The organism is Natrinema sp. H-ect4 (assembly GCF_041894845.1).
Taxonomy (GTDB): Archaea; Halobacteriota; Halobacteria; order Halobacteriales; family Natrialbaceae; genus Natrinema.
In genome coordinates this window covers 1-22,064 of record NZ_JBHDYC010000016.1, presented here as the reverse complement: position 1 = coordinate 22,064, position 22,064 = coordinate 1, and the positions used below count along the sequence as shown (strand labels likewise).

Below are 22,064 nucleotides of genomic sequence, written 5' to 3'. Positions count from 1 at the left end.
TAACTGTTTTGTCTGTCAGAAATATATTGGTCTGTAGGATCGCTAGATGCAAAGGCGACAATCTCGTTATCTCCGTAGAAAGCGAGGAGACGGGTTGGTATAATTTCAGAATTCCACCTCTTCACTCGTGTTACGGTTGCTAAGGCTAAATCAGTTATCGAGAACCCAGACGAACCCAGCGACCCCGAAGGAGGTGGCGGGTTCGCTGAATGGGTGATGCTCGCGCTCCAAGCAATCCGTCTCAAGTTCGGTAAGTCCTACCGCCAGATGATCGATCTCCTTAGCGAGACGCCTGGAATCGTTGAGGTACTCGGCTGAACGCGTCTTCCTCACTTCCCGATCCTGCGCGATTGCTTCGAGACCATTCCGATGGAGCCCTACCGTGCGTTTCGCGGCTGTTTCGCCGGGAAATGCACTGACCACGCTGCAATCGACTCGACTGGCTTCGACCGGGACCAGCCCTCACCACTATGCCCAGCGAGCATACTACCGCATTCGCTCGCTCATCTACTCATTGCTGGACCTTGCTCATAACGCTCGAATGAGCCGTCTCTGGTACAATTGCCACTGGATGATCGAAACTGTCTTCTCCTGGATCAAGCGTATTTGTTGAACGGTCAGATCCCGTAGAATCCACCGCAGTCTCTCGGTTTCTATGTTTCGACGTGCTCAGTGAAATCGCTCAAATCAAGTGCGGACTAGCGATACTACAAAGCGGATAATCCGATAAAGCGGCCTGTTCAGACGGTTTTTCACTCTGGGTTCTGACCGATAGCTGTAAGAACCATGATGCCATTTTTAATACAGAATTCCGACTTACTGTCATCAGCTACGCCCTTAGAGACGACCTCATAGGACAAATTTTCGAGCAGGCTCCGAATACGATCGGGAGGTGCATTGTGCATTCCGTGTGTCTCAACCAGTATCGTACGAGGACGCTGTTCGAGGTTTTCTAGTATTTCGATCTCAGCACCTTCACAATCTAACTCGAGAACATCACATCCGGGGAGATCAGAAGGAGGCAATGGATCAAATGACTCTTGATCACCATATACTCCAACAGCCGCTCCTACGACTCGATGGTGGACTTCTACGATCTCATTCACTCCATTGAATTGAATTGTTTGTCTTGTTTTTCTCACCTGAGATTCAGATCCTTCGAATACAATAACTCTCCCTTGTTCTCCAACTCGCTTCGCCGCTTTCACAGCCGTGATCCCTTTTCCACCGCCGACGATCACCACCGTATCCCCAGAACACACCTTGTCATTTATTCCTTTGATTAAGCCTGATTCATACGTAGGATTGTCAACGTCCTGCCAAGGGAAATGAGATAGTTTTATTTGGACGCCATTGTACTCAGGAGCGGGAAATCCGGGTAACCCTGCTAGATAAAATCCGTAACCACTCCTCATCTGATGAATGAAAAATTGAAATGTTTCTAGCATGAAGCTAGCGACCCCCCGCCGTTCGAAGTATTTTATATCCTCGTCTGAACAAGTCAATCATCAATATTTATATTGTTATTCAAGTTGATCATAATACCGTTGCATTTCCTTGGTCTAAATCCACTGTCTTGTAAAGACCCTTTCGGAATTTCGAGTGCTACTTTTAAACAATCGAGTATAACTATCCTTTTTAAGCAGTTGAATATAACGCACCAATATGACTCTAGGGGATTCATCTACCTCTGATATAGTAGTCTACACCGGTATATTCAACAATTATGATATATTAGTTGACCCGAAGGTAGTCGAAAATAATATTGAATACGTTTGTCTTACTGATGATCCGACACTAACATCTGATATTTGGAACGTGAAAGAGGTGGGACTTGAGTACGATCCACATCTTGCCAATCGATACGTGAAAACCCATCCTCACGAATATTTCCCCAAACAGAATTTGAGTCTTTACATCGATGGGAACATTCTTATATCGGAGCCAGTTGGCGAAATTATCAGGGAGAGATTACAGAATTTCAACATTGCACTACACAAACATCCCAACCGTTCTGGGATCAAGGAAGAGGCAGAAGCTTGTATCATCCAGAATAAAGCAAGTGAAGACGCAATACAAGCACAAATGAGGAAATACCAGAATGAAAATTTTCCGGACTCGAATCATCTGACAGAAAATCACGTTATTTACAGGCGACACAACGAACCGGATGTGAAATCGACAATGGAAACTTGGTGGAACGAAATACTGACCGAAACTCCCAGAGACCAACTGAGTTTGATGTATGCGTTCTGGAAAGAGGACGTGGAATTTAACATGGTTTCTCAACCTGCACGAGAAAGCGATGTATACCGCATCTTTCCACACAAACCAAACGATTGGAGAAATAGATTCTGGCCGTATTGGGTCCAAATCAGAAGAACTAGAGATGATAGCAGAATATCTAACGGATTGTTCTACTTAGGAAGAACCGGTTATGTCCTACTGGATGAAGGACCTCACTCACTTGCAATCAAATCTGGGAAAAAGCTCGCGAGGCATTTAGACGTAAGATAAATTCAAGAACAACACAGGCTTTGGATATATCTGGACAATTGTGTTTAAATAAATAAAAATATTTATTGATGAATAGGTCATTAATGAATTGAGTCGAAAATTTTCACAAGATCCTCAGATCGCTGATGGGTCCAGAAGCGTTCCTTCTCGACGCGTTCTAGTGCTTTGTCACCCATTGAGGAAATCTGGTTCGGACTTTCGATAAGTTTTGAAAGATACAATATCCATTCATCGTGGGAATCAGCGTGATATCCACATTCCCCGTGAGTGACTATGTCCGTTAACATCCCGACTGGGGTAACGACGACCGGCATCCCCATAGCCATACACTGGACCACCGAAGTGAAACCGCCTTTCGCTCGACTCCACTCGTCATGTATGAGCGGCCTGATACCGATATCGAACCGACTCAGATCATCAAGTTCTGATTCCTCACTCCACTCTATATACTGTACGTCATTACCGATTCGTTCTTCTAGCGGCGTTGTTGGACGGTCATTCGATGTAATGACGTGGAGTTCAGCGGACTCGTAACTCGAAAGGACCTCTCGAATCGCGTCTTCGATCTGATTCAGGTACCAAATGTTCTCTTCATTGCCGATCCAACCGATTACAACGCTCTTAGTATCGTTTTCGTTGTTCCGATATTGTAGATACGGCTCTTCGGGTATCGCAGTTGGTGCTACGAATACATTTGAGCAGTAGTTAGATGCATAGTCGGCTAAAACGGGATTTCCAGCGATAACATAGGGGATTCTTTCTAATACTCTAATCACACTTTGTCTTCGTTCCTCATCTCGCGTAGAGTCCCAAGGAGGATTTGTATAAATGGCATCGTCGAAATCGTAAATGACGTTACTGTTAGAAGACAATAATACATCCAACTCCTTCGAACCAGGAAGGATCTTCTGCAGAACTACGATATCGTAACCTCTCGCTTTGACAATATTTCTGAGAGAGCCGAATCTACGTCCGACTGGTCCGAGAATATTCCAACTTATTCGCTGATGAACTGTACAGTTGATGCCTCTCTTTTGTAATTCAGGAATTAAATACAGCGCTCTGTATCGCGTGCTTGCCCACGTTCTATCTCCGACGGTAATATACAACACATCGGTCATTTTTGTTTTACAGTTTCCCCAGCGTTTGTAATGCGCTGCCAAGAGGTCTCCCGCCCGCTCATGAATTCCGTTTTTTCACTCCTGTCTCCGGCCCACTGGTCTAAATGCCTGAACGAATTAGTTGGTATTTTCACTTCTTTAGTTAATTTTCGAAGTGTGTCCTTCTGACATGTACCTCGAATGATCCGCATCTTATTCATGGTCGTTATCTCGAGGGAAGTTTCATCATCGTTTTGGCTTTGATAATCAGATTCAACGTGACATCTGAGTATTGATCCCTATTTCTGGACTAAATGCCGATGTACGACTTCGTGCCTGCCACTCCCATAGAGCGTATAAAAATCTTTCTTCTCGAAAGCATCAATGTCCCTCCCAGTTTCGGCCGAAACAACCCGACGGATATATAATGATACTGTCCGGAAGAATCAGGATGGAACAGTTCGAGGGAACCAGGTGATGACTCGGAAACCCAATGTCTGCTTCGTTTCAGACACTCTCCACTCATACTTCGGTTCTGGTCTCGAGTCGGGCACTGGCGGCGCGGAGCGCCAACAGTATATGCTCGCCACTGCGCTACGAGAACGAGGATACGAGGTCTCGGTAGCGACGTTGGCACACACCGACCAACGAAACGCCAAAATCGACGGCATCGATGTCTGGCGAGTAATTCCGGACATCCGGGGCATTACCAGAGCACCGCACAAAGCAATACAGACCCTCCATGCTCTCCGCAAGATCGACGCTGACATCTACTACGTCCGGGGGAATGACTTCCTCTGTATGGTCACTGCCGCTCATGCTCGCCTCTCGAGTGCAGCCTTTGTCTATGCCGTGGCCAACGATACAAACGTTGATCCGGAACTCCTCGAGCAGCGAGGCATCCTCCGGCACCCGTTTACGTGGGCGATGCGATCGGCCGATCGCGTGATTGCGCAAACTCACCACCAGCAGGAACTACTCGCATCCGAGCACGGGATCGACGCGCTGCGGATCCCGAACGGGTACGAGGTACCCAACGAGTCGGACCTCGTACCCCACACCGAACGGGACCACGTGCTCTGGGTTGGTTCGATGGATCCTGACCAGAAACGTCCTGGCAGATTGCTCGAGCTCGCACGCGAACTCCCGGACGTCCAGTTTCGCATGATCGGTCCTCCGGACAACGACATGCCGGAACACTACGACGAGATTGAATCCCAAGCCGTTGAGATACCGAACCTGAATTTCCTGGGCTTTGTCGATCCCGACGAAATCCACGATCACTTTCGGTCGGCAATCGCGCTCGTAAATACCTCTGATTATGAGGGCTTCCCCAACGTATTCCTCGAAGCATGGCGATATGCAACGCCTGTCGTCTCGCTGCACCATACGCTCGACGGCGTCCTCACGAACGAACCGGTCGGAATACATGCCGGATCAATGGGGTCCCTTGTCGATGCTGTTGACCGTCTCGAGTTAAATAACTCGCTCCGTGAGACACTCGGAGATGGCGGACGAGAGTACATGATCGCGAACTATTCGTTCGATCGACTACTGAGCCTCTATGAACCACTCTTCGAAGAGGTAGACAGGGCGAGACGCTCGTAAAAACCACGATTCGCTTTAATCCCTGCGGAAACGGATCACGCCATACTTGATTTCTAGCTCCGCAATTCTGGGAACCTTGGCTATCTATGGTCCGTTTTGCACGATCTGAATACCTCGAGTAACTCTCCCACACACTCTTTCACGTTAAACTCCTGAATAATCTGCTTCCGTGTTGACGAATGGTCTATAGGATACTCATCGGCGAAATACTCACGTAAGACATCAGCTAGTCCGTCTGCGTCACCTGGATCCACAAGCAGTCCGTTCTCCCCGTGATCGATCAACTCGGGGATCCCGGATACTCGCGTCGAGAGTGGAATCGTTTCCATCGCCATCGCCTCCATCAGAGCAACGGGAATGCCGTCCCGATCTCCATCTGAAGCGATCATACACGGTAGCAAAAACAACTCGGCCTCGTCCAGTTCCCTGATCAACCGATCATCACTCACGTGGCCCAGAATCGATACGGTCTCCTCGAGTCCATGTTTATCGATCCGATTACGAATCTCCGCTTCTTGCCTGCCGGATCCGATGATGTGATACTCTACGTCTGGAAGTTCTTCTTGAATTCGACCGATTGCGTCGATTCCGTATGGGATGCCTTTCTTCTCTTCGAACCGTGCAACCGTCAGAATTCGGTTCGAAACCACTGATCCAGATGAGTGAAACTTCGAAGGATCGATTCCCATGTGGACGACATCGACTGGTGACGTTGTCTTAATCTGGTTGCGCAGATACCGACGGTTGTACTCCGAGATCGTCACGATGCGATCCATCCGATTGGTGAGTAACTGAAGCAGTCGCTCGTTTGGATCCGAGTAGAGGCCGTAGGCGTGTGCTGTCGTCGTACTCGGAACCCCGAAATGGGAGGCGACGTAATCCATTGCGAGCTTCGGCCAGTTGAGAAAGTGGCCGTGAACGTGATCGATATCGAAGTTTAGTGATCGGACGAATCGAACACAGTGACCAGCGATATACGCTGATCCGGCATGTGCAACTGGTGGTGCGGAATGCACCGCACGTCGGAGAACGTCTCGATCGAGACACCACCGACCGGGCGTTTGTAGAGTTGACTGGACTGATGGCTCCGGGAGATACCCAGCGGTTGCGTCAAGGTTGTTAACCTCTTCGTGCTGCATGTCGATTTCCGGCCGCCGAAGAGAAAAGACGGCTATGCGATGACCGCGTTGCTCGAGCTCATGAATCTCATTGATTATGAAACTCTCCGATAACTTCGGAAATCGATTAACGAAATAGAGTATATTCATTCGAGTGATAGCGCGATAATGTGGTGTGCCCCGTTAGGCCTCCGCTGTAATCTCACGATCGATCATCAACTTCGACTGATCGACGTCCACTAGACCATACAGATATCCGAGGCCAACTGCCGCGGTAAATACGAAAATCGTCAGGAACTGTTTCACTTTTGGAACCGACGGCCGCCGGATGAGACCTGATAGCCGTTTCGGAACAAACTCAAGCATGAGCTGTCCCAAGTACTCGTTCTTGTCTCCTTTCGCCTCCGGCAGCAATAAATCCATAATCCGCTTCGAGTACCCCTGCCAAAACGACCGAAACACCAACCACCGAAAGTCACCGCGGTAGTCGAACAGCTTGTGGTTCACTACCGCATCCGTATTGTAGATCACACCCTTTCCGTACTTATTGGCCATCCGGATACAGACTGGCGCTTCGTGGGCCTGAATGTGCCGATCGCCGTGCCGACCCGTATTCTCGTCGTAGCCACCCACTGAGAGAAACACGTCCCGCCGAAACGAGATATTCGAACCGTACGTATTCCGTAACTCCTCCATGTGCTCGCCCATCCCGCGCTCGTCACAGCCGACGAGCCAGTAGAATTCCTCGGGGAAGAAGTCGGGCTTCTCGGTCACCCAATCCGGTTTCGCGTGGCCGCCGACCGCGATCGCGTCGCTTTCCTCGTACACTCGAGCCAGCTCTTCAACCCAATTCGGCTCAGCAACGGCGTCGTCGTCGATAAACGCAACGACCTCCCCGGTCGCGATTTCGGCCCCGCGCGTCCGACTGTACGAAATCCCCTGATTCTCGTCGTTACAGTGGAGGACGACGTCCTCTCTCCCGCCGTAGTCATCTTGTACGCGCTCGAAAACCGCATCGTTCCCATCGACCACGATCACGACCTCGAGTGGCTCGTACGTCTGTGCGAGAACGCTGTCGACGCACTCGGAAAAGACGTCGTAGCGTTCCATCGCATAGGTACAGATAACAACGGAGACCTTCATTTCGAACGGCTTTCGGTGACGCCTGAATAAGCTTTTTCGTTCACTCGGAGCTGGTAACACATTCCTCACGTATCAAAGACAATCACCGAATTACCCCTGGTTGGGCTCGAGATAGCAAAGGCGCGCGAGTATACAACAAGACTTATTCTTGACTTGCGTCTGGTGCAACCTAATGAGCACCGACACCGAACGTGTCGAGGACGGGACCGAAACGTCCGTCCTCGAGTCGTTCCGAGATTGGTATCACCTCCCCGTGATCGGGGTCGTGATGCTGTTTATGGTCTGGTTGCGAACCCAGTCGTACGATCGGTTCGTCACCGAGGACGGAACGCCCGCCCTGGCGGGAGTCGACTCGTGGTATCACTGGCGGACGATCAACTGGACGGCGGAAAATTACCCGCACACGATGCCGTACGAGGTCTGGACGGGGTTCCCGACCGGAAACTACGTCGGCCAGTTCGGCACGCTGTTCGATCAGCTCATCGTCACCGTCGCGATGATCGTCGGACTCGGTGATCCATCGCAGCAAACCCTCTACACCATCTCGCTGCTCGCGATTCCGGTCATGGCCGCACTCGTGGCGATCCCAGTCTTCTACGCGGGTCGGCGCCTCGGCGGCACGCTCGGCGGCGTCGTCTCCGTCCTTGTCCTCGCACTCGCGAAGGGGCAGTTCCTCTCTCGATCGACGGTCGGCCAACTCGACCACCACGTCGGCGAGGTCCTGTTCATGTCCATCGCGGTCCTCGCGATGATGGTCGCGCTCACCGTGGGCGAACGAGAGAAGCCGATCTATGAACTGGTCGTCGACAAGGACTGGGACGCGCTCCGACGGCCCGCACTGTATAGCGGACTCGCCGGACTCGCGCTCACGCTCTACATCTGGGTCTGGCCGTCCGCGATCCTCCTGATCGGTATCTTCGCCATCTTCTTCACCGTCCAGCTCTGTCTCGACTACCTTCGCGGTGTCTCGCCGGATCACGTCGCCTTCGTGGGTGCGGTGAGCCTCGGCGTGACGGCCATCCTGACGATCCTGCTCATGGAGCGACCCGGAAGCATGAGTTCGACGAGTTTCGGTCTCCTCCAGCCGCTACTCGCCTTCCTCGTGGCCGCCGGCTGTGTCTTCATGGCCTGGCTCGCACGCGAATGGAATAATCGCGGCCTCGAGCGCCAATACTACCCCGTCGCAATCGGCGGACTCATCGCTGCGACGTTCGTCGTGATGTGGCTCGCCGTCCCGAGTCTGTTCGACTCGATCATCGGGAACGCGACGCGTCGTATGCTCCCGTTCGGCGGGACGGCCACTGACCTCACCATCGCCGAGGCCCAGCCGCCGGAGAACTTCTTCGACCGCGTCTTCACCGAGTTCGGGAGCGCATTCTACACGATGCTCGCCGGGCTGGCATTCCTCGCGATTCGGCCGCTCCTCGGTCGCAAATTCCGCGCCGAGCACACGCTGGTCATCGTCTGGGCGCTGTTCCTGATCAGCATGGCCGCGACGCAGGTGCGCTTCATGTACTACCTCACGCTCGCGGTCGCAGTGGTCAACGCGGCGTTCGTCGCGGAAATCACCCGCCTCTTCGATCTCGACCTCGAGAGTAGCCTCGATTCCATCAGACAGGTCGAAACCTATCAGGTGATCGTCGTCTTGCTCGTCGTTTTGCTCCTTTTTGCACCGCTCCTGCCACCGCTCGCGCAGGCGACTGCGTGGGATCAGGGCAAACAGACCGGTCCGAGCGGGAGCGCGACGAATTGGGAAGAATCGAACCACTGGCTCAAAGAGAACACGCCTGCGCCGGGGAACTACGGCGGCGCGAACAACGCCGATAAGCTCGACTACTACGGAACGTACAATCCGGGTGACGGCGACTACGAGTATCCGGAGGGGGCCTACGGCGTCATGTCGTGGTGGGACTACGGCCACCTGATAACGACCCAGGCCGAACGGATTCCGCACTCGAACCCGTTCCAGCAAAACGCGCGGTCGTCGTCGACGTACCTGACCGCCGAGTCCGAGGAGCGGGCGGAACTGGTTCTCGACGCGATCGCCGCGGGCGAGCCGGTTGCCGATCGCTCCACTGAGGAACTCCGGCAGGCGACTTCGGGCAGTGATTCGGGCGAGGACGTCCGATACGTGATGATCGACAACGAGATGGCCGGTCAGAAGTTCAGTCCGATCACGCAGTGGTCCGGCCCCGACTACGGCCACTACGTCAGCGGTGAGCAGTTCTCGGCTGGAGGGAACCAGACGCAACAACTACCGAGCGCAAACGAGAATTACGACAATACGACGCTCTCGTCGTTGTACCTGCAGGATGCGGCCGGGATGGAACACTACCGGTTAGTCCACGAGAACGACAAGTACGCGATCGTCGGCGGCATGGGTGTCAACGGACAGGCCATTCCCCGCTACTCCCTGCGGCTCCGGGGCTCCGGATGGACGAACCAGACGCAGGCGATCCAACAGCAGCTCGCACAGGCCCGCAGCAATAATCAGATCTATCAGGGTCTCGGGAGGCCTGTGTGGGACGGTCACGTCGTCTCGTCGGTGAAAACTTATGAGCGCGTCGAGGGGGCGACGATCACCGGCAGCGTCGACGATGCCGACGACATCGACGCTGCTAACGCCACGGCTGTCGTGGCGGTCGATCTCGAGACCGACACCGGACGCACGTTCACGTACAGACAGCAGGCGTCGCTCGCGGACGACGGGAGCTACGAAGTGACAGTCCCGTACGCGACCAACAACGAACTGGGCGTCGAGGACGGCTACACCGACAGCAGCGTCGAGGCGACCGGCAACTACAGCGTCAGCGTCTTCGAGTCCGGCGAACAGGGACTGCGGCAGTTCACCGGAGAGACGGCCGTCCCCGAGCCTGCAGTGGTGGAGGGCGACACCGTCGACGCCGGCGACCTCGAGGAGGTCGAGGATCCGTCCGGGAACGAGACGCCGGGCAACGAGACGGCGGGTAACGAAACGACCGGCAACGAGACCGACGACGGAAGCACGGACGGAACCAACTCGTCGGACGACGGAACTGCCGACAACGGGACCGCGAACGCGCTCGAGCCGGTCGCACCGCAACGAGCACACTAACGCGGCTGTCCGTTCTTCACGTCGCGGCTCGGTTCTCGATCGGTGCGAAAGCTGAGAACGTTTTTGAGCGACTCCGAAATACGACACGAGCGATGCGAACGGCTCTCCCGGCGTCTCTCGAGGGGGGTCTCCACGGGATCGGCCGACATCGCGGCCGGCGTCTCGAAGGCGACGCGCGCATCGATCGTCGGTCGGTGCGATCGAAACCTCGGGGCGCTGGCAATCGCGTTGGCTGCCGAGATCGAACGACGGATCGATCGTTGCGCGACCGACTCGACCGCGGGGTTCGTGATCGGCAGGAGCGCCGCGGTGAGCCGGATGAACCGCGTCGTTCGACGGGTCCTCGAGCGGTATCGAACCGCGTCGCTCGCGGTTCTCCGGCTTCGATCGGCGTGCGTTCCGGTTATCGGGTGCGGGGCTGGCGACGATCCAGCGGGTTGGCCCATCCGAACGGCCGGCAGTTGTGGCCGTCGCGGCTGTCGCTGGTCCGGATCAGTGGTATTATTGTAACGACACGCCACTGTCATCGAGTACGGAACTATCGCTGACTAGCCGCTGAAAACTGGAATCAGACCGCCGTCTCCCCTTTCGAGAACCGTTCTCGTTGAAACATAATAATTACTATATGTAACTATTAGATAAATTTATTCCCATTGGAAACAACCATTGGATTGCAATGTCCGCGAAAAACAGCATGAAAGACTACCTCGCAAAGCACCCCCGAATGATCGGCGCGCTGTTCACCCTGTTCGTCCTGCTCAGTCAGGCAGGGTCGGTTGCAGCGGGAAGCATGTCCCAAGTGGGACCCTGATATCGGGAGACAATCGCTTCGAACCGTTCCGTCGTGACCAGAAACTGAACCGTATCGAGCCCGCCGTCGCGAAGACCCTCGTTCTCAATTTAGTAGCGACGTTCCGATGCCGTCGTTCCAGTGTAACTCGTCGTCGACGACGACCGGTAACTCCGTCCAGGTGAGGTATTCCTGAAGCTCCATCGTCTCGACCGGCAACTGCGGCGTGTGGCTCGGAGTGAGGTGACAGTCGGACACCGAATCGATAGGCGAGGCCGTCGTGGTTCCCAGTTTGAACTCCTTCGTCGAGTACGATTTGGCGGAGAAATCGTATCCGTCCCCGTCGCGAGAGTCGATCGCGACGAGCATCGGCGCACCGCCGTCCGACTGGGCGATATCCGTCGAACCGTCGCCGACGATGAGATACTGCTCTCCGAGCATGGCGTTGTCTCGAGCGATTTCGAGCGCCCCCCGAAGCGGGAAGCCGCGGTTGAGCAGTCTGGCTATGGTCTCGCCGGCCGTGACGGCGTCCTCGTTGATGACATCGGCGTACGTGCTGACGCCGCCGAACGCGCCACGGCGGGTGAGTGCAAGCCCCTGTTCGTATGACCGGCACGCATTCAGGAAGAAGACGCCGAGGTCAACCGATTCGAGAGTTCGGATGTCGAGGTCCCCGTCGGGACAGCGGAGTCCGTCTTCGGTCGCGTGCCCGATGTAGTGAAAGAAGTCGTAGCCGCCGTCGGTTAGCAGCGCGGCCAATTGCTCGGAACCGACGCCGAACTTCGAGTCGATTTCGAAGGGGAGGTTCTCCCGATTGCCGTAGCTGCCGTCGAGCGAGTCGTGTTCGTCCATCATCCGAACGTCGTTACAGACGAGCAGGAGTTCGATCGACTCGACCGGTTTCCTGTGTTCGAGTTGGCTCTGGTATGCCTCGAGTGTCGCCTTCGAGGCCTGCTGGGGAATACCGCCCCCGAACCAGGCGTGTTCGACGGACTCGCCCGTCACGGCCGGAGCGACGAACTCGGGCTCGTCCCGAAGCTCCGAGGGGGAGCGATACGTCGTTGCCGACCGAACGAGTTGTGAACTCGTCGTCTCCGGAGACGGGATCGACTCGGGCGTCTGCCCCCGCGTCTCGCGGACGATTCCGAGTTCGTTGATGATGAACGGGAGCAACGAGGCGCTTTCGGGCTCCGATGGCACGTGGGCGGTCAGCGGCCACCGCGGGACGTGGGGTTCGATCACCTCGAAGGGAACCTCGAGGTATCGGTTGAGCCGGTGAGAAAGCGACAGGTCGTACGTTTCCGCGAGGTCGAACGGGAGGTCGTCCTCGAGCGAGGCCCGTTCTAGCAGTTCATACCGGAACATGCCGTCCATACGGACGATCGCGTCGAGAAAGAAGAATCGTTTCAGAAGGTGGGCCATCTCGTCTTCGAACGAGCGGGGAGTCGAGAGTGAGTACTCGAAGCGCGACGTCTCGAGCATCGGCTCAGTCCCAGGCCGGATCGTCGCCCCGAGGAAGAACGCGAGCGGAGCGGCCTGATATACCGAAGTGTACTCCCGCGGGACGGTCAGTGAGATCTCGCCGTCCGGTGGATCGATAGCGTCGGGAATCTCGAGTCGGTCGCCGAGTTCGAGCAACGGCGGATGGCCGCGCAGCGTCGGCCACGTCCGCTCCGGCGAGGTCGTTTTGAGAGCGGACGGAAGCGCGGAAACGGCCTCCATCATCGATTCGACGTCGGGCGGTGTGGTGATCGTCCCCCGCGGCCGGTCGTGGAGTGACCGCGCACCGAGTCCAACCGTCGTTTCTCGATCGGTCGAAATCCGGACCGACGTCAGCCCGATGTCGATCGTGCCCGGTGCGTCGATGCGACAGTACAACTTGATCGGGCCGCTCAACCCGACGAATTGGGTCCGTTCCTCGAGTCGAACCGTTTCACTGGCGTCGAAGCTCGCCTCCGTGCGACCGGTTTCGTCGTGAACGGTGACGGAGTAGAGCTGATTGAACGTGAGCGAGTCAGTCTCGAGTCGGCACGTCTCGTCGATCGGGAAACAGAACTCCCCCTCGACCGCATCGAGCGACACTGTCCCCGGCATTTCGATCTGCAAGCGGCGTTGCTCGATGGAATCGTATACCTCGAGCCCGGACGGGTCGGCCGTTTCCGCGATCTCGATAGTCATGTGTCCCCGTTGTCGTCCAACTCATTCCGCCGCACGGTCAAAAATGATTGTATCGGCCGTCGATCATGGAGCGTCGTCGATCATGGAGCGTCGCCGATCACGGAGCGTCGTCAAGCGAGACCGTCGTCAGCGATCGGAACGCGATCGTGGGGTACCGCGGTTCGACCGTGCTGGGTTGCCGCCCGCTGTTGTGACCGGGGGACGACAACCGAACCCGTTCGATGACGCCTCGATCCGCGAGCTCGTAGAGGAATCGCGTGACCGTTCCGGCGGTTAGTGACGACCGGGCGGCGATAGCGCTCGCTAGCTCGCGGATCGGGCGGTCACTCGGATCGATATCGACGAGCGCGAGCAACACCCGTTGCCGGGTGGCCGAAAGCGCGAGCGCTCGAGCGACGTGCACGCCGTCGTCGGGAACGTCGGTCCGCGCTGCCTCGAGGTGGGGGGACTCGATCCGGTCGGCCTCGTCCTCGCTCGCGAGGACGGCGGCGCCGAACAGGGCCGCGAGCGCGTCGTGGGCGTTCCCGTCGGCCCAGTCGGCCAGTTCACGGACTGCGCCGTGATCGAGCGCGCCCGCCGCGAGTCCTGTCGAAACGCGATCGGTGACGACGTCGACGAGTTCGTGATCGCGGTAGGCCGGGACGGTGACCGTCTCGCCCCGGTGATCGTCGGGTTCGGTCCGTCCGACCGCGACGGTGGCGCAGTCCGCGACCGGTGCCAGCAGTTCGCGGACGCGACCGACCCCGAGCGTCTCGGGCTCGTCGTGGTGGTCGATCGCGACGACGGCACGCCGATCCGGACGGGACAGCCTGTCGCTGAGACGGTCGCGGAGGTCGTCAGTGCCCACGCCGCTCTCGGGAACCCGTTCCGACGAGAGCCCCGACAGCACCGCTCGGTAGAACGCGAAAGGGCTCTCGACCTGCCGGCCGTCGACGGTGACGAACCACGTCACCGGCTCGGTTCGTCCACCTCTTGTCGTCGTCTCGATTGCGCGGCTCGAGCCGCCGAACTGGTCGTTCAACGCGTCGAACATCGCGGTCACGACCGCTGATGTGCCCGATCCAGCCGGCCCGACGATCGCGACCGGCGGCGGCAGCTCCCCGTCGAAGATCGGCTCGAGCGCGTCGAGCAGTTGCTCCAGCACGGGGCCTCGACCGACCGGTTCCGGCCGGTGGACGACCGGGCTGAGCTGGTCGCGATCCACGACGATACGTCGTCCCTGCCGCGCCGATCGACGGCGAGCGATTCGCTCCTGAAGGTCCATTACTGCGCGTCTGCCTCCGTCGCGGTTCCGACCAGCGCCGCCTCGAGCACCTCGAGCGTGTGGGTGATCTCGTAGCCGGTCCCGTGTTCCATCTGCATCGAACAGGTCGGACACTCCGTGAGTCCCGTTTCCGCGTCCGCATCTTCCATGTGGTCGACCATTTCCGACCCGATTTTCATGGATGTTTCGTAATTCTCGGCCTTCCAGCCGTAGGTGCCGGAGATCCCAGAACAGGAGTCGCCGACATCGTGGGCGTCGACGCCGTCGATCGCTGCCAGCACCTCCATCGTCTGCCCGTCGAGGCCCTGATTCCGCGCGTGACACGGCGCGTGGTAGGCGAAGTTCGAATCCGCAAGCGCCCCATCGATCGACGTCCCCTCGAGTTCGCTCTCGAGGTCCTCGTGAACCCGGAGGTACTCGACGGCATCCCAGGTGTTCGCGGCGACATCCTCAGTTCCCTCGAAGTCGAACAGTTCGGGGTACTCCTGCCGGATCGACATCGAACACGAACTGCAGGAGGCGACGACGTCCGCGCCGTCTTCGAGCGCCGCGGCGAGTTCCCGGACGTTCGTCTCGGCCGACCGGCGCGCGTCCTCGAGCATCCCGTTGGCGAACATCGGCGTCCCCGAACAGTGCTGGTCGGGAACCATGATCTCGTAGCCGAAATGTTCGTAGACCCGCACGAGGGCCTTGGCCACCTCTGGCGTGTTGTAGTTCGCGTAGCAGCCATGGAAGTAGGCGATGCGCTTCTCGTCGTTTTGAACCTGTGCACCGCCTCGCTCTGTCTGCTCGCGGGCCGACTGCCCGCTCGCACGGTCCGAGGGACTCTCCGAGTCCCTCGCGACTCGCGCCTTCTGCGCTCGCTTTTTCGAGGTGGCGTTGCCACCTCGCTTTATCCACCACTCCCGAAACGTCTCCGTCGCGAACGCCGGCAATTCCCGCTCGCTCGTAATTCCGAGGAGTTTCTCGCCCAGCCACTGCGTCGCGGAGAGCCCCATTACGAAATTCGTCGTCCGTGGGAACATCGACCCGAGCGGGGCGAGTCGGCGGTAGTTCGCGAGGATGCGATTCCGAACGTACTCTCGCGAGAACGTGTCCATCTGTTCCTCGACGTACTCCCCTCGAGCGGTGTTGTGCATCTGGGAGAGGGGGACGTCCGATGGGCAGGCACTGTCACAGCGCATGCAGTTCGAGCACTTCATCACCGAGTCGTCGATGTCGTGATCGTCCTGGCGCTTGAGCCGCCACTGCTCGGGGCCCTGGAACTTCGGCCCGGGGAACTCGTCGTCTACCTCGGCGACGGGACAGTTCGTATCGCAGGTCGAGCACTTGTAGCAGTCGTCCGCACCCGGCCGAAGGTCCATCTCCTCGGCCTCGGGAAAGACCTGAATCGGCTCGAACTCGTCGTCGCCCGCTGGGTCGTCGGTCGGTCGTTCTGCGTCGCTCATTGAATTACCTGAATCAGTCGGTTGTCGCCGTCCATTCCGTTCGTACCGTCCGTGCCGTTCGTATCGTCCGTGCCGTTCGTACCGTCCGTGCCGCTCGTACCGTCCGTGCCGCTCGTGTCGGTCGGCCGGCTCCGATCATGTGCGTGCCGTCGGTCGATTCCGCCGCTCGAGGCGCACACGTCGTCTCTCATCGTTCGCCCTCCGAGGCGGCGCGCCGGCCCGCGACGTAGCCCGTCGCGAGCGAGACGCCGGCGCCCGATTTCTCCGCCGCGAAGTCGTAGCCGCCGAGCACCGCTCCCGCCGCCCGGAGGTTCGAAAACTCGGGCTCGTCGCTGGCGTCGAGCGGGCGGAGGTCGCGGTCGACCGGCAGCCCGAACCGCGCGTAGGGCTGGTCGCCGAAGACGTCGTCGACGAACCAGTCGTAGCGGTCCGCCGCGTGCGGGACGTGGCAGTCGAAGATGGGTTCGAACACCCGCTCGCGCTCCGATCGCACGCCCTTTCCGACCAGTCCGCCCGTCGCGAGCACGTACTGGTCGGCGCGGTGGGGAATCTCGCTGCCGTTCCGGTCGACGACGACGTGATCGATCCGGTCGAGACCGTTCGGGGCCGTCTCGCCCGCGTCGGTCTCGTAATCGACCACCGGAACCCCCGTCGTCACCCGGACGCCCCGCTCCTCGAGCGCGTCGTACAGGCGATCCTCGAGTCGCATCCCGGGCAGGCTCGGCGGCCCCATCGGGACCTCGAAGACGTCGACGCCGAGTCGATCCGCAAGGTCGGCTCTGACCGCGTCGGCGTGCTCGTCGCCGAGGATTGCGGGGAAGCCGACGCGGGACTCGCCCTCGAGGTGAGAGCGAACGGTCTCGGTGAGGGCGTCACGGGCGGTCGTCTCACCGGCTGCCGTCTCCACGGACTCGTCGTGGTCGAGCAGGTGCGCGTACCGGGTGATTTTCGCGTCGTCTCGAGCGATGCCGGGGAACTGAACAGTGACCCCGCAGGCCTCGAAGGGGACGCCCGCCGCCTCGAGGTGTGACGCCGCCAGCGGCGCTTCGAAGTCCGGCACCGTCTCGAAGCCGACGAGCAGGGCGTCGCGGTCGTCGCTCGCGAGCCCGGCGGCGGTCGAAACCGGATACCTGGCGGTCGGCTTGACCGTTCCGCCGTGGGTCGGGACGAGCGCGTTCGCATCGGTGTGGGCCCCGTCGTAGGCGTCGCCCGCGATATCGTCAAAGAACTCGAGTGCATCGCGGACCGCCTCGCTCCCGACGCGCTCGTAGGGGTGTCCGTCGGGGAGTCCCTCGAGCGCGTCGAACGGATCCACGAGCGGGCCGTCGCCTGCCGGCGTGTATCCGAGAACGTCGATCAACCCACTCGCGTGCCGGAGCGTGCTCTGCTTGTACGAAACCAGCCGGACTTGCACGTCTCCGTCTCGCTCTGTTGCGGCGAGCGCGGCGGTCGTCCCGGCAAGTCCGCCGCCGATGACGAGGACATCGTCCTCGATCGCCATTTATCGAACCCCCCGTGAGCTGTCGACCCGGTCCCCCTCGGTCCGACCGCCGTCGAAGGCCGCGAAATCGACCGCTGCCGTATCCGCGTCCGCGCTCGCGGGATCGCAGTCCCGGTTCATCGTCGTCGCGTGCAGCGCGTAGTTGAGCATCGCCTGCGAGAGCTGTTCGCCCCACAGCGCGTGACGCTCGCCCTTCCAGCGCTCCTGAAAGAGGTCGTCCAGCGCCTCGCGGACCGTCTCCTCGTCGTACTCGGGATGGAGTTCGTTCGCCATATTCTGACAGCAAAAGCCGCCCTGACAGTTCCCCATCGAGGCTCGCGTCCGGATCCGAACCGCGTTCAGATCCGAGCCCGACTGCGAGACCGCGTCTCGAATCTCCGCGCGCGTCACCCCCTCGCACTGGCAGAGCACCGGGTTCGGCTCGTCCGTCTCGAGTACGTCACGCGCTCGGCTTCCCAACCGTTGCTTGCTCCGGCGGGCCACCGGCGAGCGCAGTCCGAAGTCGTCCATGCCTGCCTCGAGCGTTTCGATGTTCTCGCTGCCGGGCAGGGGTTCCTCGGCGGTCGTACAGGCGGCGGTCACGCCGAGTTTCTCGCAGACGTGGTCGGAAATCTCCTCGGCCATCGCCCGGTAGGTGGTGAACTTGCCGCCGACGATGCTCGACATCCCCGAGACGCCGTCGCGGTCGGCGTGATCGAGCAGGAAGAAGTCCCGTGTGATGTCGGTCGGGTCCTCGGTGCCGGTTCCCGGCGGCTCGTACAGCGGGCGGACACCCCAGAACGAGCGGATCGTTCGAGCCTCCTCGAGGATCGGGACGAGTTCCGAGAGGGTGTCGATCATCTGATCGACCTCCCACCCCGCTTCCGGGTAGTCGTCCGGATCCGAGACCTCCTCGTCGGTCGTCCCGAGGATCGCCGTCGTCTCGTGGGGAACCACGATGTCGGCGTCGCCCTTTGGTCGACAGCGGTTGATCACCGTGTCGACCTGCCGGACGTTCATGATCGTCATGACGCCCTTGGAGGGCCGGACCGCGATCTCGAGGTCGGCCATCGCGCCGATCTGGCCGGCCCACGCGCCGGTCGCGTTGACGACGTAGTCGGCGGTGATCTCCTCGGTCGTCCCGGCTGTCGCGTGCGTTCGCTTCCCCGGTCCCGACTCGTGGCGCACCTCGACGCCGTAGATGTCGTCGCCGTCGCGCAAGAGGTCCACCACTTCCGCGTGGGTCTCGATCCGCGCGCCGTGGGTCTCGGCGTCGATCGCGTTCGCGACGCAGAGCCGGAACGGGTCGACCGCGCCGTCGGGGACTTCGATCGCTCGCTTCACGTCCGCCGCGAGATGCGGTTCGACCTCGCGGGCTTCCGCGCCCGAGAGTACGCGAGCGGGGATCCCACACTCACGACAGCCCTCGAGTTTCTCGCGGAAGTAGTCGTCCGGGTCCTCGGGTCGCTGGACGAACAGGCCGCCGGTCTCCTCGACACAGTGGCCCGCGATCTCCCGGAGCACCTCGTTTTCCTCGATACACTCCCGCGCGCTGGCCCGGTCGGACACCGCGTACCGCCCACCGCTGTGCAACAGGCCGTGCATCCGGCCGGTCGTTCCGTCTGTGAGGGTTCCTCGCTCGACGAGCGTGACCTCGAGGCCGCGGCGCGCCAGATCGCGGGCGATACCGCAGCCGGTCGAGCCGCCGCCGAGAACGAGGACCTCCGTATCGGTTGCCATCCCTTCGTCCGCATCTACGATCACCCCACCCATTATTTTATCGGTGGTAGCCAAACGCCCGTAAATTCCTGTGCAGGTCGGCTCGTCCACGGCGGGACGACGCGATCAGGCGACCAGACCGACGGCTTCGAACCCGTCGTATTCCCGAATCTGGGCCGTTATTACGGGGTTCCCGCCCTACTAGTACTTCTATACCATTTTATGACACGTTCAGAAACGTTTATAATGGTCGTCAAAATTGTTTACCGGTATCACGCGACCAATAGTAAACCGTCGCGTGGCGACACAACACCGGGTGAATACGAGTGACAGAATCCACGTACGTCGGTGCGGTCGACCAGGGAACGACCGGGACCCGCTTCATCGTCTTCGATCACGAAGGGCAGGTCGTCGCGAACGCCTACCAGAAACACGAACAGATCTATCCGGAACCCGGCTGGGTCGAACACGACCCGATGGAAATCTGGGAAAACACCAAAGAGGTCATCCGACGGGCGCTCGGGCAGGCGGATATCGGTCCCGACCGGCTCGAGGCCATCGGGGTGACCAACCAGCGGGAGACGACACTGCTGTGGGACGCCGATTCCGGAAAGCCAGTTCACAACGCCATCGTCTGGCAGGACCGCCGGACGACGGACCGCGTCGAACAGCTCGAGGACGACGGAATGGTCGAAACCATCCGCGACAAGACCGGCCTCGAGGCCGACGCCTACTTCTCGGCGACGAAAGCCGAGTGGCTGCTCGACAACGCCGATCCGATCAAACTCGAACGATCCCGTCCACAGGACATCCGCGACCGCGCGGAAGAGGGGGAGGTCCTGTTCGGCACCATTGACTCGTGGTTGATCTACAACCTCACGGGCGAGCATATCACGGAGGTCACGAACGCCTCGCGGACGATGCTGTACAACATCCACGATCTCGCGTGGGACGACGACCTCCTCGCGGAGTTCTCGATCCCCGAGGCGATGTTGCCCGAGGTCCGCCCCTCGAGCGACGACGAAACGTACGGGTCGACTGACCCCGACGGGTTCCTCGAGGCCGAAATTCCGGTCGCGGGTGCGCTGGGCGACCAGCAGGCGGCCCTGTTCGGCCAGACCTGTTTCGACGCCGGCGACGCGAAGAACACCTACGGTACCGGCTCGTTCTTCCTGATGAACACCGGGAACGAGGCCGTCGAGAGCGATCACGGTCTGCTGACGACGATCGGCTTCCAGCGCTCAGGTGAGGCGGTTCAGTACGCGCTCGAGGGGTCGATCTTCGTCACGGGCGCGGCGATCGAGTGGCTCGAGGACATGACGCTGATCGACGACCCAGCCGAAACGGCGTCGCTCGCCCGCAGCGTCGACACGACTGACGGCGTCTACGTCGTTCCCGCCTTTACGGGACTGGGCGCGCCCCACTGGGACCAGCGCGCACGTGGCACCATCGTCGGGATGACGCGGGGCACCCGCAAGGAACACGTCGTTCGCGCGACCCTCGAGTCGATCGCCTACCAGACGCGCGACGTCGCGGAGGCGATGGAGGCCGACTCGGGTATCGAGATGCGCTCGCTGAAGGTCGACGGCGGCGCGGTCAAGAACAACTTCCTCTGTCAGCTCCAGTCGGACATCATCGGCTCGGAGATCGTTCGCCCCGTCGTCGACGAGACCACGGCGCTGGGGTCGGCCTACGCGGCCGGACTCGCGGTCGGCTACTGGAGCGATCCCGACGAGCTGCGGAGCAACTGGCAGGTCGACGCCGAGTTCGAACCCGAGATGGACCGGGACGACGCCGATCGGCGCTACGACCGCTGGTCCGACGCCGTCGACCGATCGCGCGACTGGGCGCAAGACGCGGAGGAGTAACCCATGTTCCAGCCCCTGTTTCAGATACCCGTCATCGGGATGGAACTCGAGCCGTTCGTCGTCCTGCTCATTGCCGCCCTCGCCGGCGGCGCGTTCGGCGCGGCCCTCGGGGCGCTGCCCGCGTTCGTCTTCACGGGGTTCGTCGTCTTCCTCGGCGAGGGGCTGGCCGTCCTCGAGGGCGAACTCGGCGGACTCGATGCCGTCGGTGCCGGTACCATCGCGACCGGCATCACCGGGACGATCGGCTTCGGCGCGGTCACCGGTCCCCATATCGCCTTCGCCGGCGGCGTGGCCGCGACGGCGTACGCCGGCCGGAAGTACCCCGAGATGGAACCAGACGACTGGGACTATCATTTCGGGAAGAACATTTTGTACGCGTTCGGGACCAAGCCCGACATCCTCGCGGTCGGTGCGATCTTCGGCGCAGTGGGGATGCTCTTCACCCGGATCATGGGCGGAGTCGGCTTCCCGACGGACAACATCGCGCTCTCGGTCGTGGCGACGGCGTTCCTGGCTCGACTCGCCTTCGGCTACCCGCTCGTCGGCAGGGTCGGCGGCTCGAGCATCCTCGACATGTCGCCGTTCGAGCACGAAGAGAAGCGCGTGGCGGCAGACGGCGGGACCGAGACCGAGCGGCTGGCGACCGAACCCTGGCTGCCACACCAGTACGAGTGGGCGGGCGTCACCGCCATCGGCATCGTCGGCGGGATCCTCGGCGGCTTCATTTGGCTCGAGAC

General features: G+C 59.6%; 16 protein-coding genes and 1 pseudogene. 7 read left to right on the top strand and 10 right to left on the bottom strand.

Annotated features, from left to right (window positions below; genetic code table 11):
• Nucleotides 1–99 precede the first annotated feature (99 nt).
• A pseudogene (locus ACEWFR_RS18225) lies at nt 100–526 on the top strand (IS5/IS1182 family transposase); the annotation flags it as partial.
• A 226-nt stretch (nt 527–752) separates the two neighbouring features.
• Here the strand turns inward: ACEWFR_RS18225 and ACEWFR_RS18220 are convergent.
• Nucleotides 753–1,448 carry a hypothetical protein gene (locus ACEWFR_RS18220; RefSeq protein WP_374062396.1) on the bottom strand — a complete coding sequence of 232 codons (696 nt, stop codon included), beginning with the start codon at nt 1,446–1,448 and terminating at the stop codon, nt 753–755.
• Nucleotides 1,449–1,665: 217 nt separating this feature from the next.
• On the opposite strand from ACEWFR_RS18220, the gene ACEWFR_RS18215 reads away from it, so the two are divergent.
• Nucleotides 1,666–2,517 (top strand): glycosyltransferase domain-containing protein, encoded by an 852-nt coding sequence (locus ACEWFR_RS18215; RefSeq protein ID WP_374062395.1) that lies wholly within the window; start codon nt 1,666–1,668, stop codon nt 2,515–2,517.
• Nucleotides 2,518–2,597: 80 nt separating this feature from the next.
• On the opposite strand, the gene ACEWFR_RS18210 is transcribed toward ACEWFR_RS18215, so the two are convergent.
• Nucleotides 2,598–3,638, bottom strand: a complete 1,041-nt coding sequence (locus ACEWFR_RS18210; RefSeq protein ID WP_374062394.1) for a glycosyltransferase family 4 protein — start codon at nt 3,636–3,638, stop codon at nt 2,598–2,600.
• Nucleotides 3,639–4,094: 456 nt separating this feature from the next.
• Between ACEWFR_RS18210 and ACEWFR_RS18205 the strand changes: the two genes are divergently transcribed.
• The gene (locus ACEWFR_RS18205; protein WP_374062393.1) at nt 4,095–5,225 is read left to right on the top strand and encodes a glycosyltransferase family 4 protein; all 1,131 of its coding nucleotides are present in this window, start codon (nt 4,095–4,097) and stop codon (nt 5,223–5,225) included.
• An 80-nt stretch (nt 5,226–5,305) separates the two neighbouring features.
• Here ACEWFR_RS18205 and ACEWFR_RS18200 read toward each other — a convergent pair whose 3' ends face one another.
• On the bottom strand, nt 5,306–6,493 hold the full coding sequence (locus ACEWFR_RS18200; RefSeq protein ID WP_374062392.1) for a glycosyltransferase: 1,188 nt from the start codon (nt 6,491–6,493) through the stop codon (nt 5,306–5,308).
• Between the two features lie 33 nt (nt 6,494–6,526).
• On the bottom strand, nt 6,527–7,486 hold the full coding sequence (gene aglG, locus ACEWFR_RS18195; protein WP_374062391.1) for a glucosyl-dolichyl phosphate glucuronosyltransferase: 960 nt from the start codon (nt 7,484–7,486) through the stop codon (nt 6,527–6,529).
• 172 nt (nt 7,487–7,658) lie between these two features.
• Between aglG and ACEWFR_RS18190 the strand changes: the two genes are divergently transcribed.
• Both ACEWFR_RS18190 and ACEWFR_RS18185 read left to right on the top strand, forming a co-directional pair.
• Nucleotides 7,659–10,580: an oligosaccharyl transferase, archaeosortase A system-associated gene (locus tag ACEWFR_RS18190; protein ID WP_374062390.1), complete on the top strand. Its 2,922-nt coding sequence runs from the start codon at nt 7,659–7,661 to the stop codon at nt 10,578–10,580.
• 676 nt (nt 10,581–11,256) lie between these two features.
• Complete coding sequence (locus ACEWFR_RS18185) at nt 11,257–11,391, top strand: hypothetical protein (RefSeq protein WP_255291454.1); 135 nt, start codon at nt 11,257–11,259, stop codon at nt 11,389–11,391.
• Between the two features lie 84 nt (nt 11,392–11,475).
• On the opposite strand, the gene ACEWFR_RS18180 is transcribed toward ACEWFR_RS18185, so the two are convergent.
• From ACEWFR_RS18180 to glpA, 6 genes are all read right to left on the bottom strand, one after another.
• On the bottom strand, nt 11,476–13,548 hold the full coding sequence (locus ACEWFR_RS18180) for a hypothetical protein (protein WP_374062389.1): 2,073 nt from the start codon (nt 13,546–13,548) through the stop codon (nt 11,476–11,478).
• Nucleotides 13,549–13,645: 97 nt separating this feature from the next.
• Entirely contained in the window at nt 13,646–14,812 is a 1,167-nt protein-coding gene (locus tag ACEWFR_RS18175) for a Cdc6/Cdc18 family protein (protein WP_374062388.1), read from the bottom strand.
• A complete protein-coding gene (locus tag ACEWFR_RS18170) occupies nt 14,812–16,260 on the bottom strand; it encodes an anaerobic glycerol-3-phosphate dehydrogenase subunit C (protein WP_374062387.1) in 1,449 nt (482 codons plus the stop codon). Before ACEWFR_RS18170 ends, ACEWFR_RS18175 begins: the two co-directional genes overlap by 1 nt.
• Nucleotides 16,257–16,451, bottom strand: a complete 195-nt coding sequence (locus ACEWFR_RS18165; protein WP_374062386.1) for a hypothetical protein — start codon at nt 16,449–16,451, stop codon at nt 16,257–16,259. The genes ACEWFR_RS18170 and ACEWFR_RS18165 overlap by 4 nt, the downstream gene beginning before the upstream one ends.
• Entirely contained in the window at nt 16,448–17,761 is a 1,314-nt protein-coding gene (gene glpB / locus ACEWFR_RS18160) for a glycerol-3-phosphate dehydrogenase subunit GlpB (protein WP_374062385.1), read from the bottom strand. The genes ACEWFR_RS18165 and glpB overlap by 4 nt, the downstream gene beginning before the upstream one ends.
• The gene (glpA, locus tag ACEWFR_RS18155; RefSeq protein WP_374062473.1) at nt 17,762–19,480 is read right to left on the bottom strand and encodes an anaerobic glycerol-3-phosphate dehydrogenase subunit GlpA; all 1,719 of its coding nucleotides are present in this window, start codon (nt 19,478–19,480) and stop codon (nt 17,762–17,764) included. It lies immediately after the preceding gene.
• A 305-nt stretch (nt 19,481–19,785) separates the two neighbouring features.
• On the opposite strand from glpA, the gene glpK reads away from it, so the two are divergent.
• Together glpK and ACEWFR_RS18145 are read left to right on the top strand one after the other, a co-directional pair.
• Nucleotides 19,786–21,327 (top strand): glycerol kinase GlpK, encoded by a 1,542-nt coding sequence (glpK, locus tag ACEWFR_RS18150; RefSeq protein ID WP_374062384.1) that lies wholly within the window; start codon nt 19,786–19,788, stop codon nt 21,325–21,327.
• Nucleotides 21,328–21,330: 3 nt separating this feature from the next.
• On the top strand, nt 21,331–22,064 hold a 734-nt coding region (locus tag ACEWFR_RS18145), incomplete at its 3' end, for a hypothetical protein (RefSeq protein WP_374062383.1).